This window comes from Herbaspirillum sp. CAH-3, assembly GCF_009668275.1.
Lineage (GTDB): Bacteria > Pseudomonadota > Gammaproteobacteria > Burkholderiales > Burkholderiaceae_D > Herbaspirillum > Herbaspirillum aquaticum.
Genome location: NZ_VSWE01000009.1, coordinates 75,382 through 90,221, shown reverse-complemented (window position 1 = coordinate 90,221; position 14,840 = coordinate 75,382). Strand labels below are relative to the sequence as shown.

Sequence of the window (14,840 nt, the reverse complement as noted above, 5' to 3'; positions counted from 1 at the left end):
GGCGCTTACGGAGTCACTCCCTGGCTAGACACAGCGCGAATTCATTCTTTCTTATCGACCTTTCTGCCCCAAACGGTCTTTGACCGGCACTAAGCCAGCACCGATCCTGACGCCTGCGGCACATTTCTAAGCCGCGTTTCCCAAGGGAATCAGCGTAGGAGAGATTGGAGGCGGGGCTATGCAAGGTACGAATGTGCTGTTCGGTCAGATAGCCGTGGTATTCGGCATCGTGATCGCGGGTGTGTGGGGCGCCACACAATGGACGGCAGCAGCCCTTGGCTATCAGGTACGCCTTGGCTCCCCCTGGTTTGATTTCCTCGGCACACCGATCTACCTCCCGTGGAAGCTGTTTGAGTGGTGGTTCTTCTTCGATGCCTACGCGCCACGCGTTTTCGACACGGGCGGTGCCATAGCGGGTGGCAGTGGCTTGCTGGCGGTGGTGGTCGCAGTCTGCATGTCGATCTGGCGCTCTCGTCAATCACGCCTAGTCACGACCTATGGCTCGGCACGCTGGGCAAGTACGGAGGACATTCGCAAAGCCGGCCTTACGCAGCCGATCGGCGTGTTCCTCGGTCAGCACGATGGCAAGTACCTTCGGCATGAAGGCCCGGAACACATCCTCACTTTCGCGCCCACGCGCTCAGGCAAAGGCGTCGGCCTTGTGGTGCCGACGCTGCTTTCTTGGCCTGCATCCGCCGTAGTCCACGACATCAAGGGCGAGAATTGGCAGATCACCGCAGGTTGGCGCTCACGCTACTCACACTGCCTGCTGTTCAATCCGACCGATGCGAAGTCGGCGGCCTACAACCCGCTGCTAGAAGTTCGGCGCGGCGCACATGAAGTGCGTGACGTACAGAACATAGCCGACATTCTGGTCGATCCAGAAGGCGCGCTTGAGAAGCGCAACCATTGGGAGAAGACTTCGCACGCGCTGCTGGTCGGGGCCATCCTGCATGTGCTCTACGCGGGCGAGGACAAGACGCTGCGCGGCGTCGCCAATTTCCTCTCCGATCCGGCCAGCCCCTTCGAGCTGACCTTGCACCGGATGATGACCACACAGCACCTCGTGAACGTGGAAGGTGGTGGCCCGCATCCAGTCGTCGCTTCGGCGGCGCGCGAAGTGCTCAACAAGTCGGACAACGAGCGTTCCGGCGTGTTGAGCACCGCCATGTCGTTCCTGGGCCTCTACCGCGACCCCACGGTGGCCGAAGTCACCTCGCGCTGCGACTGGCGTATCGCCGACCTGATCGCGTCCGAGCATCCGGTGTCGCTTTATCTGGTAGTGCCACCTTCGGATATTTCGCGGACGAAACCGCTCATTCGCCTGATCCTCAACCAGATCGGCCGACGGCTCACCGAATCGCTCGACGGCAGCGACGGCATCGAACGCCGCCACAAGCTGCTGCTGATGCTCGATGAGTTCCCGGCGCTGGGCCGCCTGGACTTCTTCGAGACGGCGCTTGCCTTCATGGCGGGCTACGGAATCCGCAGTTTTCTTATCGCCCAATCGCTCAACCAGATCGACAAAGCCTACGGCCAGAACCATTCGATTCTGGATAACTGCCATGTCCGCGTGACGTTCGCCACCAACGATGAACGCACTGCGAAACGGATCTCCGAAACGCTTGGCACCGCTACCGAACTGCGCGCGCAGCGCAACTATGCCGGGCACAGATTGGCACCGTGGCTGGGGCACCTCATGGTGTCGCGGCAGGAGACGGCCCGCCCGCTACTGACGCCCGGTGAAGTGATGCAGCTTCCGACTGAGGAAGCTGTGGTGATGGTGTCCAGCGTGGCACCGATCAAGGCCAAGAAGCTGCGCTACTACGCCGACGCGAATTTCAAGAACCGCGTTTTACCGCCGCCTGTGCTCGCGGCCGGGCAATACGCGGACGCGCCACCGGCCCGGCCCGACGACTGGAGCGGCCTATCGATCCCAGCCGTGTCAACGGTCCGGGCTGCGGGCCTGTCCGGCGATGGCACAGGCACCGCCGATGACGGCGGCCCACGCCGACAGCCGGAGCTATCCGAAGTCAGCGAATACAGCCCCGAACCGCTGCTCGCCGGCCATGACCTGACTCTGCTCGATGACGACGACGACCTGCCGCTGCCGCTTCCCGGCCAGCTCGACCCGGCCATGCAGCGCACGGCCCGGCTGGCTTCCCTCGACCCCAACGACGGAATCGACTTATGAGCCAATACCGCCTCAATCTGTTCATTCAGCCCGAGCACGCCAAGCGTCTCGAAGAACTGGCCGCCAAGAAAGGCGTGTCCAAGTCGTCCATTGTCGCGGCGGCGCTCGCGTCGTGGCTATCGCCCGATGCTGGCGACCAGCGCGAGGCGGCCATCGCCAAGCGGCTCGATCGCCTGTCGCGGCAGGCCGAGCGCATGGAGCGCGACCAGAACATCCAGATCGAAACACTGGCGCTGTTCATCCGCTACTTCCTGACCGTCAGCACCCCGATTCCCGAAGCCCATCAGGACGCAGCTCGCGCCCAAGGCAAAGCGCGTTTCGAGCAATTCGTGGAGCGGCTCGGCCGCCACCTGCTGCGTGGCCGCAGCCTGGTGCGCGACGTTGTGGAAGAACTGCACCCAGACCCGGCGCGAATGGATGACGCGGAGGCACTGGCTGAAGCGCAGGAGCGTGCCTCATGAGCGCCATTCCGCAAACCCCGCCCGAACTCTCATCCGCCGCAACCTCTCTGGATCGCCGTATCCAGATGCTGCGCACGGCAATGGGGCCAGTCATCGCCGCTGCGCTGGCCGACCCCGACGTGGTGGAAATCATGCTCAACCCCGACCGCACCCTATGGGTGGATCGGTTGTCATCGGGCCGCATGCCGCTGGGCGTGGAGCTGTCCCAAGACGATGGCGAACGCATCATCCGGCTGGTGGCTGCGCACGTCGGCGCAGAGGTGCATCGCGGGCGGCCGCTGCTGACCGCCGAGCTGCCCGAAACCGGCGAGCGGTTCGAGGGCATCTTGCCGCCCGCAGCGCCCGGCCCAGCCTTCGCGCTGCGCAAGCGCGCCGTGAGCATCATCGGGCTGGATCGCTATGTGGCCGACGGCATCTTGACCACAGGCCAGGCCGAGTTCCTGCGCCGCGCCGTGCGTGAGCGCCAGAACATCCTGATCGCCGGGGCGACGAGCAGCGGCAAAACCACACTCGCCAATGCCTTGCTTGCGGAGATCGCCGCCACGGGCGACCGCGTGCTTGTGCTCGAAGACACCATCGAGCTGCAATGCGCAGCCCGCGACCATGTGCCGCTGCGCACCCGCGCTGGCGTCGTGTCTATGACCGAGCTGGTGCGGGCCACGATGCGCCTGCGCCCCGACCGCGTGATCGTCGGCGAGGTACGCGGCGGCGAAGCCCTGGACTTGGTTAAGGTGTGGGGCACCGGCCACCCCGGCGGCATCGCCACCATCCACGCCGGTTCCGCGCTGGGCGCGCTGCTGCGCCTCGAACAGTTGATTCTTGAAGTGGCGGTGAACCCACCGCGTGCGCTGATCGCCGAGGCGGTCAACGTCGTGATCCACATCGCCGGGCGTGGCCGCAAGCGCCGCGTCGAAAGCATCGCCCGTGTCGTCGGTTTCGACGGCACCGGCTATCGCCTGGCGGACGCGCTGGAAACACCGTTTCCCGAGCTGATGCCGGTTCCTCTCGCAGCCGATGCCGCTGCGCCTTCCTCGTCCCTTGACCTACCTGGAGAACTGCCATGACGCAGATGCACGTTCACGCTTTCCGTAATTCCGTAAATCCGGTTTCAACCATCGCACGCCTGCGGCGGCTGGCCGGCCCCGCGCACCACGGCCTGCTGCTGGCCGCAGTCATGCTGATGACGGCGGGCACGGCGAAGGCATCCGGCTCCTCGATGCCGTGGGAAGGCCCGCTGCAATCCATTCTGGAGTCGATTCAGGGGCCGGTGGCACGCATCGTCGCGGTCATCATCATCATCGCCACGGGCCTCGCGCTCGCCTTCGGCGACACGTCGGGCGGCTTTCGCAAGCTGATCCAGATCGTGTTCGGTTTGAGCATCGCGTTCGCCGCGTCCTCGTTCTTCCTGTCGTTCTTCAGCTTCTCCGGCGGGGCTGTCGTATGAGTGGCCCGGATAGCTTCGCGGCCGGCTTCGAGGTGCCGCTACATCGCTCGCTGACCGAGCCGCTCTTGATGGGCGGCGCACCGCGCACGGTGGCGATTGCCAACGGCACGCTAGCCGCTGCCGTCGGGCTGGGCCTGCAACTCTGGATTCCTGGCGTAGTGCTCTGGATCGTCGGTCACTCGCTGGCCGTGTGGGGCGCGAGGGTCGATCCGCAGTTCATGCAGGTCTTCGCCCGGCACATCAAGCACAAGCCGCTGCTGGACGTGTAGGAGACGCCGCCATGCTTAACCTTGCCGAATACCGCCAGCGGCCCGCCTTGCTGGCCGACTGGCTTCCCTGGGCTGGGCTGATCGCGCCGGGCGTGGTGCTGAACAAGGATGGCTCGTTTCAGCGCACGGCGCGCTTTCGCGGGCCTGATCTGGACAGCGCCACGCAGGGCGAATTGATCGCCACGACGGCACGGCTAAACAACGCGTTGCGCCGGCTGGGTTCGGGCTGGGCGCTGTTCGTGGAAGCCGAGCGCCAGTCGGCCGCGGACTATCCGCATTCCGACTTTCCCGAACCGCTGTCCTGGCTGGTGGACGAAGAACGCCGCGCTGCCTTTGAGGAATCGGGGAACCACTACGAAAGCAGCTATCACCTGACGCTAGCCTATCTGCCGCCGGAGGAATCCCGCGCTCGTGCAGCCAAGCTGCTCTACGAGCACGCGCCGGGCGATGGTGTGGACTGGCGCGGTCGGCTTGACGCCTTCCTGGCAGAAACGGATCGGGTTTTCGACCTGCTCGATGGCGTGATGCCAGAAATCGTCTGGTTGGACGATGCCGCGACGCTGACTTATCTTCACGCCACGGTGTCCACGCGGCGCTACCGGCTGGCCGTGCCCGAGGTGCCTTTCCACCTCGACGCACTGCTGGCCGATTCCGCCCTAGTCGGCGGCCTTGCGCCCATGCTGGGTGACCAGCATCTGCGCGTGGTGTCGGTGCGGGGCTTTCCGACCTCGACCTGGCCGGGCCTGCTGGACGACCTCAATCGCCTGGGCTTTGCCTATCGCTGGAGTACCCGGTTTCTCTGCCTCGATAAAGCCGAGGCGGAAAAGGAGCTGGGCCGCCTGCGTCGCCAGTGGTTTGCGAAACGGAAGAATGTCATTGCGCTACTGCGCGAAACCATCTTCCAGCAGGAATCGCCGCTGGTGGACACGGATGCCAGCAACAAGGCGGCCGACGCGGATGCCGCCTTGCAAGAGCTTGGCAGCGATCAAGTCGCCTTCGGCTACCTCACCGCCACGGTGACGGTGTTCGATGACGACCCTGCCGTAGCCGACGAAAAGCTGCGCATGGTGGAACGTGTCATCCAAGGACGTGGCTTCGTCACCATCCCCGAAACCTTAAATGCAGTCGATGCGTGGCTGTCGTCCATACCAGGCAATGCCTATGCCAACGTGCGCCAGCCCATCGTCTCGACGCTGAATCTGGCGCACATGATGCCGGTGTCCGCCGTGTGGGCTGGGCCGGAGAAAAACGCCCATCTCGACGGCCCGCCGCTGATCGTCACGCGCACGGATGGCGCGACGCCGTTCCGGCTGGTGACGCACATCGGCGACGTGGGGCATACGCTGGTCGCGGGGCCGACGGGCATGGGAAAATCTGTCCTGCTGGCGATGCTCGCCTTGCAGTTCCGCCGCTATGGCGGCTCGCGCATCTTCGCCTTCGACATGGGGCGATCCATGCGGGCGACGGTGCTGGGCCTGGGCGGCGAACACTACGACCTCGGCGCGGACGGCGCCATTGCCTTTCAGCCCTTGGCCCGTATCGACAGCGAAGGCTATCGCACCTGGGCCGCCGAGTGGATCGAAGGCCGCCTGCTGCATGAAGGCGTGACCGTCGGCCCCGACGAGAAAGCCGCCATTTGGTCGGCGCTCGGCAGCCTCGCTGGTGCGCCGGTGGAGCAGCGCACGATGACCGGGCTTTCGGTGCTGCTGCAATCGAACGCGCTGCGGCAGGCATTGTCGCCGTATGTGCTGGGCGGCGCGCACGGCAAGCTACTGGATGCCGACCGCGACCGGCTCGGCAGCGGCGACGTGCAGGGCTTTGAGATGGAAGAGCTAATGCACAGCCCCGCCGCCGTGCAAGCGGTGCTGCGCTACTTGTTCGCCCGCTTCGATGCACGTTTCGACGGTGCTCCCACGCTGCTGATTCTCGATGAAGCCTGGCTATTCCTTGATGAACCGTCCTTCGCGGCACGCATCCGGCAATGGTTGAAAACTCTGCGCAAGAAAAACGTGTCGGTGATCTTCGCCACGCAGTCGCTTGCCGACATCAAGGATTCGACCATCGCGCCCGCGATCATCGAAAGCTGCGCGAGCCGGATTTTCTTGCCCAACCCGCAGGCGACCGAGCCGCAGATTCGCACGGTCTACGAGGGCTTTGGCCTCAACAGTCGGCAAATCGAAATCGTCGCCACCGCGCAGCCCAAGCGCGACTACTACTACCAATCGCGCCTGGGCAATCGTCTGTTCGACCTCGACCTGGGGCCAGCCGCGCTCGCCTTCTCGGGCGCATCCACACCGCAAGACCAACGCGACATTGACCGAGTGCTGACGCAGGCCGGCGCTCCCGGCTTCGCCGGTGCGTGGCTACGCCATCGCGGCCTCGATTGGGCCGCCGACCTGCTGCCGTCCTCGCCGTCGGCGGCTTCTTTCCTCGCTACTCAACCCCTGGAGATTTCGCCATGAAGACCCGTGTACTTTCCGTTTCGCTCGCCGCCGCGCTGGCCGGCTCGCTGATGCTCGCTCAGCCAGCGGCGGCGCTCACTTTCGTTGATCCCGTCAACTTGGTGCAGAACACGCTGACTGCCATCCGCACGCTGGAGCAGATCAACAACCAGATCAACCAGCTCCAGAACGAAGCGCAGATGTTGATGAACCAGGCGCGCAACCTGGCGAATCTCGACTTCAACATCGTCAACCGGCTGCGCTCGACGCTCGCCACGACTGAACGCCTGATTGCCGAGGCGCAAGGGCTGGCCTACGACGTGCAGAGCATGGATGCCACGTTCTCGCGCCTGTACCCGGAGCAGTACGCCGCCACCATCAGCGGCGACCGCATGGCACAGGACGCACGCGAACGCTGGAAGAACACGCTCGACGGCCTGCACACCGCGATGCGGATGCAGGCGCAGGTGTCGCAGAACCTGACGCAAGACGAAAGCGCGCTGGCCGACCTCGTGAGCCAAAGCCAATCGGCCACGGGTGCGCTGCAAGCGATGCAGGCAACGAACCAGCTTCTCGCCTTGCAGGCCAAGCAGTCCATCCAGGCCCAGCAGCTCCAGATCACACAAGACAGGGCGGCCTCGCTGGAGCTGGCGCGGCAGGCAGCGGCCACCGAGCGCGCCCGCGAAGTGCGGCGGCGCTTCCTGGGCACCGGCACGCCGTACACACCGCAGTCCGTCAACTTCTACAACAACTGACGGGAGGCGGCCATGCGATGCGTTCCTGTCCTGCTGGCCGTGCTGCTGACCGCATGCGGCCAGCAGCCGGCTGAAGACCTGACCGCCACCTTGGCCGCCGATCCCGTGCGGCTCAAGGCGCTGCGCGCCCAATGCGCAGCCGACCGGCAAACCGCAGGCGAAGACACCTGTCGCGCCGCTGCCGAAGCCTTCCGGCGGCGCTTCTTCACCGGCCAGACTGGGCCGGACGAATACCGGACGCTGGCAGAACTGCCGCCGATTCCGGCGAGTTTCGACACGCCAACCGACGACGCGCCGGAAGGTGATGCGTCGCTCGCCGCTGCGGAGGACACGCCATGAACGACGTAACGATCATCGACAGATTCCTCGATACCTTCTCGCGCTACATCGACTCCGGTTTCGGTCTGCTGCAAGGCGAAGTCGCGTTCCTGACGGCCACTCTCATTGTCATCGACATGACCATTGCCGGTCTGTATTGGGCCATGAGCCATGCGACCGGCCAGGGCGAGGACGTGATCGCCAAGCTGCTGCGCAAGGTGCTTTACGTCGGTGCCTTCGCCTACATCATCGGTAACTTCAATTGGCTGTCGAGCATCGTGTTCCGCTCGTTCGCCGGGCTAGGCATCACCGCCACTGGCTCGGCCATAACGATGGAGAACTTCTTGCAGCCGGGTCGGCTTGCCAAGACCGGCATCGACGCCGCTGCGCCGATCCTCGACCAGATCGGTGACATGGCCGGCTTCCCCGAAGTGTTCGTGAACCTCGACCCCATCGTGGTGCTGTTCATCGCTTGGCTGGTGGTGATCCTCTGTTTCTTCGTGCTCGCGGTTCAGCTTTTCATCACGTTGATCGAGTTCAAGCTGACCACGCTTGCCGGCTTCGTCTTGATCCCGTTTGCGCTCTGGAACAAAACCTCGTTCCTCGCGGAAAAGGTGCTCGGCAATGTGGTTTCGTCAGGCATCAAGGTCTTGGTGCTGGCGGTAATCGTCGGCATCGGCTCGGGCCTGTTCGCGGAGTTCCAGGTTCATCCCGACGAGCCTTCCATCGACCATGCGCTTGTCGTGATGCTGGCTTCGCTTGCCTTGCTGGCGCTGGGCATCTTCGGCCCCGGCATCGCCACGGGCCTTGTGTCCGGTGCGCCGCAGCTCGGCGCGGGTGCGATGGCGGGCGCTGCCGTCGGCGCGGTAGGCACGGGTGTTGCCATCGGTGCCGCCGCGACCGGCGTGGGCGGTGCCGTCATGGCGGGCGCACGCATGGCCCCGGCCGCCGCAAAGCTGGCCGGGAGCGGCGCACGCGCCGCCACGTCGGCGGCCAGCAGCGCCAAGTCCGCATTCCAGGCCGGTTCCGCCGCTGCGGGCGGCGGGGCTAAAGGCGCGGCTGCGGGCCTCGGCAATGTCGCCAAGACCGGCGCGCAAGCGGCAGGCCGCCGAGCTGCATCGGGCGCTTCCGCTGCCGGTCAGAAGGTGGCCGACTCCTTCCGGGCAGGATGGAACGGTGCGGATGTCGGCGCTGCCGGTTCCGGCCAGGCCGCCGCAGGCGAAGGCGCAGCCAGCGCGCCGAAGCAAGAGCAACCCGCCTGGGCAAAGCGGATGCACCGCCGCCAGCAGATCACCCATGCCGCAACCACCGCAGCCCACACGCTGCGCAGTGGCGACGGCGGCGGCTCAGGGCAAGGCCCAAGCCTGCGCCCCGATGCGTGACCCGATACCTGACCACCAAGGAGAACCCTATGCGATTCAAACGCCCGCAGGTGCGCTATGCCGACACGCCGCAGCCTGCCACCCCGTACCAATCCGCCGCGCAGGTGTGGGACGAGCGCATCGGCTCGGCCCGCGTCCAGGCCAAGAACTGGCGTTTTATGGCCTTCGGCTGCCTCACGCTTGCGCTGCTGATGGCCGGTGGCCTGGTGTGGCGCTCGGCGCAGTCCATCGTCACCCCTTACGTCATCGAGGTCGATCAGTCGGGGCAGGTGCGCGCCGTCGGCGAAGCCGCCACGCCGTACCGGCCCGCCGATGCGCAGATCGCGCACCACCTGGCGCGCTTCGTGACGCTGGTGCGCTCGCTGTCTATCGATCCCATCGTGGTGCGGCAAAACTGGCTGGACGCCTACGACTACACCACCGACAAAGGCGCGGCGGTGCTCAACGACTACGCCAGCAAGAACGATCCTTTCGCCCGTGTTGGCCGCGAGTCGGTGACGGTGCAGATCACCAGCGTGGTACGCGCCAGCGATGCCTCGTTCAACGTCCGTTGGACGGAGCAACGGTTCATCAACGGTGCCCCCGCCGGGACCGAGCGATGGAACGCGGTGCTTTCCACCGTCCTGCAAACCCCGCGCACCGAACAGCGCCTGCGCAAGAACCCGCTGGGTATCTACGTCAACGGCCTGTCGTGGAGCCGCGAACTGGATTCTTCTGAAGGAGCCAAGCCATGAACCTGTCTTTCCGCTTATACGCTTTCGCGCTGACCGTGGTGGCCCTGTCGGGCTGCGCTTCGCAGGGCAAGCCGCCTCCGTCCATTTCGCTCGATGAGCCGGTGCAGGCACAGCCGCTGCCGGAGCCGCCTGCTCCAGTGGAAGTCGTCGCCATGCCCGAGCCGCTGGCGCTGCCAGCGCAGTTGAAGCCGCTGCACGAGTTGGACGCGGCCCCGGCTAAGCCGGAGCCGGCCGATGAGAAGGTGCGCGTTTCCCGTGCCAATGCCGAGGCGCGCATCGCGCCCACGCGCGAGGGCTACGTCAATGCGATTCAGGTGTGGCCCTTCACCGATGGTGCGCTCTACCAAGTCTATGCCGCGCCGGGACGCGTGACCGTGGTTTCCTTGCAGCCGGGCGAGGAACTAGTGACGGTCGCAGCCGGCGATACCGTGCGCTGGATCGTCGGTGACACGTCCAGCGGCAGCGGCGACGCGATGCGCATCAATGTGCTGGTCAAGCCCATCCGCTCAGGCCTCAAGACGAATTTGGTCATCACCACCAGTCGCAGAACATACCTGCTGGAACTGACCTCGACGGAAAAGGCATGGATGGCGTCGGTGTCCTGGGACTACCCAAAAGACCGGATGTTGGCCTTGCAGCGCCAGTCGCAGGCGGCTAGCGCCGCCGCACCGGTCGATACCGGACTGTCGCTGGAGAAGATCCGCTTCCGATATTCCGTCTCAGGCAGCAATCCGCCGTGGAAGCCGCTGCGCGCCTTCGACGATGGCGAGAAGGTCTATATCCAGTTCCCGCCGGGAATCGCCCAAGGCGAGCTGCCACCGCTGTTCGTCATCGGCGCGCAGGGCGACGGACAACTGGTGAATTACCGTTTTCGCTCGCCTTACTACATCGTGGATCGGCTGTTCGGCGCGGCCGAACTGCGCCTGGGCGGCGACAAGGGTGACGTGGTGCGTATCGAACGCACGGATGGCTTGGCGCGGAGGAACTGACCATGAGCCAGGACGACACTCCCGACCTCGCCACGCCGCATGCGGGCAAGGTGGCACCCGAGGCAGTTGCGCTGCGCGCCCAACCGCGCCCGGTCACGCGCCTGAACCGGCGCACGCTGGCCATCCTCGTCGGCGGTCTCTCGGTCGCTGTGCTCGGCGCGCTGATGTGGTCGCTGCAACCGCAGCGGCGCGGTGCAGGCGAGCAGACCGAGCTTTACAACGTCGATCGCGTCTCGAAGTCCGAAGGGTTGGACGCGCTGCCGGCGGACTACTCGAAGCTGCCGCCCCCCTTGGCGGCATCCGTGCCGGAGTTGGGGCCGCCGCTGCCAGGCGATCTTGGCCCGGCCATTGTGAAGTCGCAGCAGCCGGTGACGGCCGCCTACGCGGCCCCCGGCAACGACCCCAACGACGCGTTGCGCAAGGAAGCCGAAGCAGCAGCGGCATCGGCGGTGTTCTTCCGCTCTGGTTCGCAGAAGGCCGCGCCGGTGGCGCAGACACAGGTAGCCGCTGCGCCGGGCTTCACCGCCAATGCGGCCTTCGACCCGCTGGCGGCCGGGCCTGCGTCGACGGCGGCCCAGCCCGCCGACCCGACCGCCGTGCAGAACCGGCAAGACCAGAAAGAGGCATTCCAGAAAGCCGGAACCACGGAAGCCCGTGATTCCGGCAACCTGACGCTGCCGGCGTCGCCGTATCAGGTCATGGCCGGAACGGTGGTCGCCGGGGCGCTGGTGACGGGCATCAAGTCGGACTTGCCGGGCGATGTGATCGCCACAGTGACGGAGCCGGTCTATGACACGGCTACCGGCAAGTTCCTGCTGATCCCGCAGGGGTCACGCATCCTGGGCAAATACAACAGCCAGGTCAGCTACGGGCAGAGCCGCGTGCAAGTGGTGTGGAACCGGATCATCCTGCCCGACACGTCTTCGCTCAAGCTCGACAACTTGGCCGGCACCGATCCGGCCGGCTACGCCGGCTTGGAAGATGATGTGGATTGGCATTGGGATCGCGTCTTTGCCGGTGCGGCACTGACGACGCTACTGGGCATCGGTGCCGAACTGGCTGCGCCGGAGAACCGGCAGGACGGTGATCGCGTCATCATCGCCGGCCGCGATAGCGCCCAGGACAGCATCAATCAGGTCGGTCAGGAGATGACCCGGCGCAACCTCAACATCCAGCCCACCTTGACGGAGCGCCCCGGCTTGCCGGTTCGCATCATCGTCAACCGCGATCTGGTGCTGCGGCCGTACCAGCCACTTTTCTTCAACAGGGGGACTTCGCGATGACGACGCGCAAGCTACGGCTCGGGCCGCTGCCGAAAACGGAATCCACGAAGCTGACTTTTGCTTGCCCGGCCAGCCTGAAAGCCGACCTCGACCGCTACGCTACGCTGCACGCGCAGACCTACGGCGAGGCGGTCGATGCCACGGTGCTAATTCCGCACATGCTAGAAGCCTTCATGGTCGGAGATCGGGGATTCAGGAAGGGAGGCGCGGGCAAGGCCGCGCCGCCGAAGCCAAGCTGATGATGCCGGTTTCCGCTGGCGGCCATCCCTCAAACGCGCAGCCCAAGGCTGCGCGTTCTTCATTCTGGAGGACGGCGACCGATTGGGCTATGAAGACCAAACGCGGCTACCGCCTGCAGGCAACCGCCCCCGATGCAGCACGCTCGGGCTTTCTACCGCGAAGCTCCTATGTGGCTCCCAGCCCACAACGCCACAGCCCCGCAAGGCGGCCCGAAGTAGAGCCAAACCCGCACCCCATATAGACTTCCGGCCATCAGGCTGATTTCAACAATCGCTTGACTGCGGACATTTTTTATTGCCTGCTTTTCTTTCCCGCTTTTCTTGCCCTTTGGTATTGTTGCCAATCCTGACCCGCGCAGCGTAGGCTGCGCCCTTGCTCCCTCAACCTGACTGCCCATGCAAAAGAACAGCCAGTTCAAGCTCTTCTCCCAACGGCGCTTCGCTCCCTTCTTCTGGACCCAGTTCCTTGGCGCCCTCAACGACAACGTGTTCAAGACGGCGCTGCTGACCATCCTCACCTACGACGCCCTGTCGTGGACGGACATGGATCCGGGCCTGCTCAACAACCTCATTCCGGGTTTGTTCATCCTGCCCTTCTTCCTGTTCTCGGCCACCTCCGGCCAACTGGCCGACAAGCTGGAAAAGGGCAGGGTGGCGCGCTTCGTGAAGCTGCTGGAAATCGCCATCATGGGCATCGCCGCCTATGGCTGGATGACCCATCACCTGTGGCTGCTGATCGCCGCCGTGATCGGCATGGGCATCCATTCCACCCTGTTCGGGCCGGTGAAATACGCCTACCTGCCGCAGCAGTTGAAGCGCGAGGAACTGGTCGGCGGCAATGGCCTGATCGAGATGGGCACCTTCGTCGGCATCCTGCTGGGGGAAATCCTGGGGGCGGTGCTGGTGGTGCACAAGCCCTGGGGCTTGCATCTGGTGGCCGGCATCACCATCGGCATCGCCGTGCTGGGCTGGCTGGCCAGCCTGCGCATTCCGCTCTCGCCGGCCCCGGTGCCGGAGCTGAAGGTGAACTGGAATCCCTTCACCGAGACCGTGCGCAACCTCGGCTATTCGCGCCGCAACCGGCCGGTGTTCCTGTCGCTCTTGGGCAATTCCTGGTTCTGGTTCTATGGCGCCATCATGCTGGCGCAATTCCCCGTCTACGCGAAGAACTACCTGCATGGCGACCATAGCGTCTTCGTGCTGCTGCTGGCGGTGTTCTCGGTCGGCATCGGTGTCGGTTCGCTGCTGTGCGAACGGCTCTCCGGGCACAAGGTGGAAATCGGGCTGGTGCCCTTCGGTTCGATCGGTTTGTCGGTGTTCGGGCTGGAGCTGTATTTCGCCAGCCAGGCCTATGTCACACCGTCGGCCATGCTGGACCTGGGCGGCTTCCTGGCGCAGGGCGGCAGCTGGCGCATCCTGTTCGATTGCCTGGGCATCGGCCTGTTCGGCGGCTTGTACATCGTGCCGCTGTTCGCGCTCATCCAGACCCGCTGCGACCCGGCCCATGTCTCGCGCACCATTGCCGGGATGAACATCATGAATGCGCTCTTCATGGTGGTCTCGGCCCTGGTGGCCATGGTCTTGCTCAAGGCCGGGCTGACGATCCCGCAGATTTTCCTGGCCACGGCCATCATGAATGGCGTGGTGGCGGTCTACATCTTCTCGCTGGTGCCGGAGTTCCTGATCCGCTTCCTGGCCTGGATCCTGATCCATACCTTCTATCGGGTGCGCATCATCAACGGCCAGGCCATTCCTGAGGAGGGACCGGCTGTGCTGGTGTGCAATCACGTCAGCTACGTGGATGCGATTGCCATCATGGCCGCCAGCCCGCGCCCGGTGCGCTTCGTGATGGATCACCAGATTTTCAGGATTCCGGTGATGTCCTGGCTGTTCCGCAACGTGCGGGCCATCCCGATTGCGCCGGTCAAGGAAGACCCGTGGCTGACCGAAAAGGCCTTCGTCGATATCGCCCAGGCCCTGCACGAGGGGGAACTGGTGTGCATCTTCCCGGAAGGCAAGCTGACCCGCGATGGCGAGATCAACCCCTTCAAGGGCGGCGTGCAGAAGATCATCGACCGCAGCCCGGTGCCGGTCTTGCCCATGGCCCTGCGCGGGCTGTGGGGCAGCCTGTTCTCGCGCGACCCCAGCAATCCGGTGGCGCGCACCTTCAAGCGCGGGCTGTTCTCGCGCCTGGAACTGGCGGTGGGCGAGCCGATCGCGCCCGTAGCGGTCAGCCCGGAGGGCCTGCAGGAGCAGGTCAGGGCGCTGCGCGGCGACTGGAAATAAGCCGGCCGGGGCGAGCGCGCCGTCCGGCGCGGCTCGTCGGCGGCC

14 protein-coding genes are annotated in these 14,840 nt (G+C 65.2%); all 14 read left to right on the top strand.

Annotation, left to right across the window (positions count from 1 at the left end; translation table 11 throughout):
- Positions 1 to 178 precede the first annotated feature (178 nt).
- The 14 genes from FYB76_RS12930 (at position 179) to FYB76_RS12865 (ending at position 14,795) form a co-directional block, all read left to right on the top strand.
- Positions 179 to 2,194: a conjugal transfer protein TraG gene (locus tag FYB76_RS12930; RefSeq protein WP_004883083.1), complete on the top strand. Its 2,016-nt coding sequence runs from the start codon at positions 179 to 181 to the stop codon at positions 2,192 to 2,194.
- Entirely contained in the window at positions 2,191 to 2,655 is a 465-nt protein-coding gene (locus FYB76_RS12925; RefSeq protein WP_004883086.1) for a ribbon-helix-helix protein, CopG family, read from the top strand. The genes FYB76_RS12930 and FYB76_RS12925 overlap by 4 nt, the downstream gene beginning before the upstream one ends.
- The gene (gene trbB / locus FYB76_RS12920) at positions 2,652 to 3,719 is read left to right on the top strand and encodes a P-type conjugative transfer ATPase TrbB (protein ID WP_004883088.1); all 1,068 of its coding nucleotides are present in this window, start codon (positions 2,652 to 2,654) and stop codon (positions 3,717 to 3,719) included. The genes FYB76_RS12925 and trbB overlap by 4 nt, the downstream gene beginning before the upstream one ends.
- Complete coding sequence (locus FYB76_RS12915) at positions 3,716 to 4,099, top strand: TrbC/VirB2 family protein (RefSeq protein WP_004883090.1); 384 nt, start codon at positions 3,716 to 3,718, stop codon at positions 4,097 to 4,099. Before trbB ends, FYB76_RS12915 begins: the two co-directional genes overlap by 4 nt.
- Positions 4,096 to 4,368: a VirB3 family type IV secretion system protein gene (locus tag FYB76_RS12910; protein WP_004883097.1), complete on the top strand. Its 273-nt coding sequence runs from the start codon at positions 4,096 to 4,098 to the stop codon at positions 4,366 to 4,368. The genes FYB76_RS12915 and FYB76_RS12910 overlap by 4 nt, the downstream gene beginning before the upstream one ends.
- A gap of 11 nt (positions 4,369 to 4,379) precedes the next feature.
- Positions 4,380 to 6,830: a conjugal transfer protein TrbE gene (gene trbE, locus FYB76_RS12905; protein WP_004883099.1), complete on the top strand. Its 2,451-nt coding sequence runs from the start codon at positions 4,380 to 4,382 to the stop codon at positions 6,828 to 6,830.
- Positions 6,827 to 7,564, top strand: coding sequence for a P-type conjugative transfer protein TrbJ (gene trbJ / locus FYB76_RS12900; RefSeq protein WP_004883101.1), 738 nt, complete (start codon positions 6,827 to 6,829; stop codon positions 7,562 to 7,564). The genes trbE and trbJ overlap by 4 nt, the downstream gene beginning before the upstream one ends.
- 12 nt (positions 7,565 to 7,576) lie before the next feature.
- Positions 7,577 to 7,903 (top strand): hypothetical protein, encoded by a 327-nt coding sequence (locus FYB76_RS12895; protein ID WP_004883103.1) that lies wholly within the window; start codon positions 7,577 to 7,579, stop codon positions 7,901 to 7,903.
- Positions 7,900 to 9,264: a P-type conjugative transfer protein TrbL gene (gene trbL / locus FYB76_RS12890; RefSeq protein WP_004883106.1), complete on the top strand. Its 1,365-nt coding sequence runs from the start codon at positions 7,900 to 7,902 to the stop codon at positions 9,262 to 9,264. The genes FYB76_RS12895 and trbL overlap by 4 nt, the downstream gene beginning before the upstream one ends.
- Before the next feature lie 29 nt (positions 9,265 to 9,293).
- A complete protein-coding gene (gene trbF, locus FYB76_RS12885) occupies positions 9,294 to 9,998 on the top strand; it encodes a conjugal transfer protein TrbF (RefSeq protein ID WP_004883108.1) in 705 nt (234 codons plus the stop codon).
- Complete coding sequence (trbG, locus tag FYB76_RS12880; RefSeq protein ID WP_004883112.1) at positions 9,995 to 10,987, top strand: P-type conjugative transfer protein TrbG; 993 nt, start codon at positions 9,995 to 9,997, stop codon at positions 10,985 to 10,987. Before trbF ends, trbG begins: the two co-directional genes overlap by 4 nt.
- Before the next feature lie 2 nt (positions 10,988 to 10,989).
- The gene (locus FYB76_RS12875) at positions 10,990 to 12,270 is read left to right on the top strand and encodes a TrbI/VirB10 family protein (RefSeq protein WP_004883119.1); all 1,281 of its coding nucleotides are present in this window, start codon (positions 10,990 to 10,992) and stop codon (positions 12,268 to 12,270) included.
- Positions 12,267 to 12,509, top strand: a complete 243-nt coding sequence (locus tag FYB76_RS12870; RefSeq protein WP_004883121.1) for a DUF2274 domain-containing protein — start codon at positions 12,267 to 12,269, stop codon at positions 12,507 to 12,509. The genes FYB76_RS12875 and FYB76_RS12870 overlap by 4 nt, the downstream gene beginning before the upstream one ends.
- 396 nt (positions 12,510 to 12,905) lie before the next feature.
- On the top strand, positions 12,906 to 14,795 hold the full coding sequence (locus FYB76_RS12865) for an MFS transporter (RefSeq protein WP_154133894.1): 1,890 nt from the start codon (positions 12,906 to 12,908) through the stop codon (positions 14,793 to 14,795).
- The last annotated feature ends 45 nt before the right edge of the window (positions 14,796 to 14,840 follow it).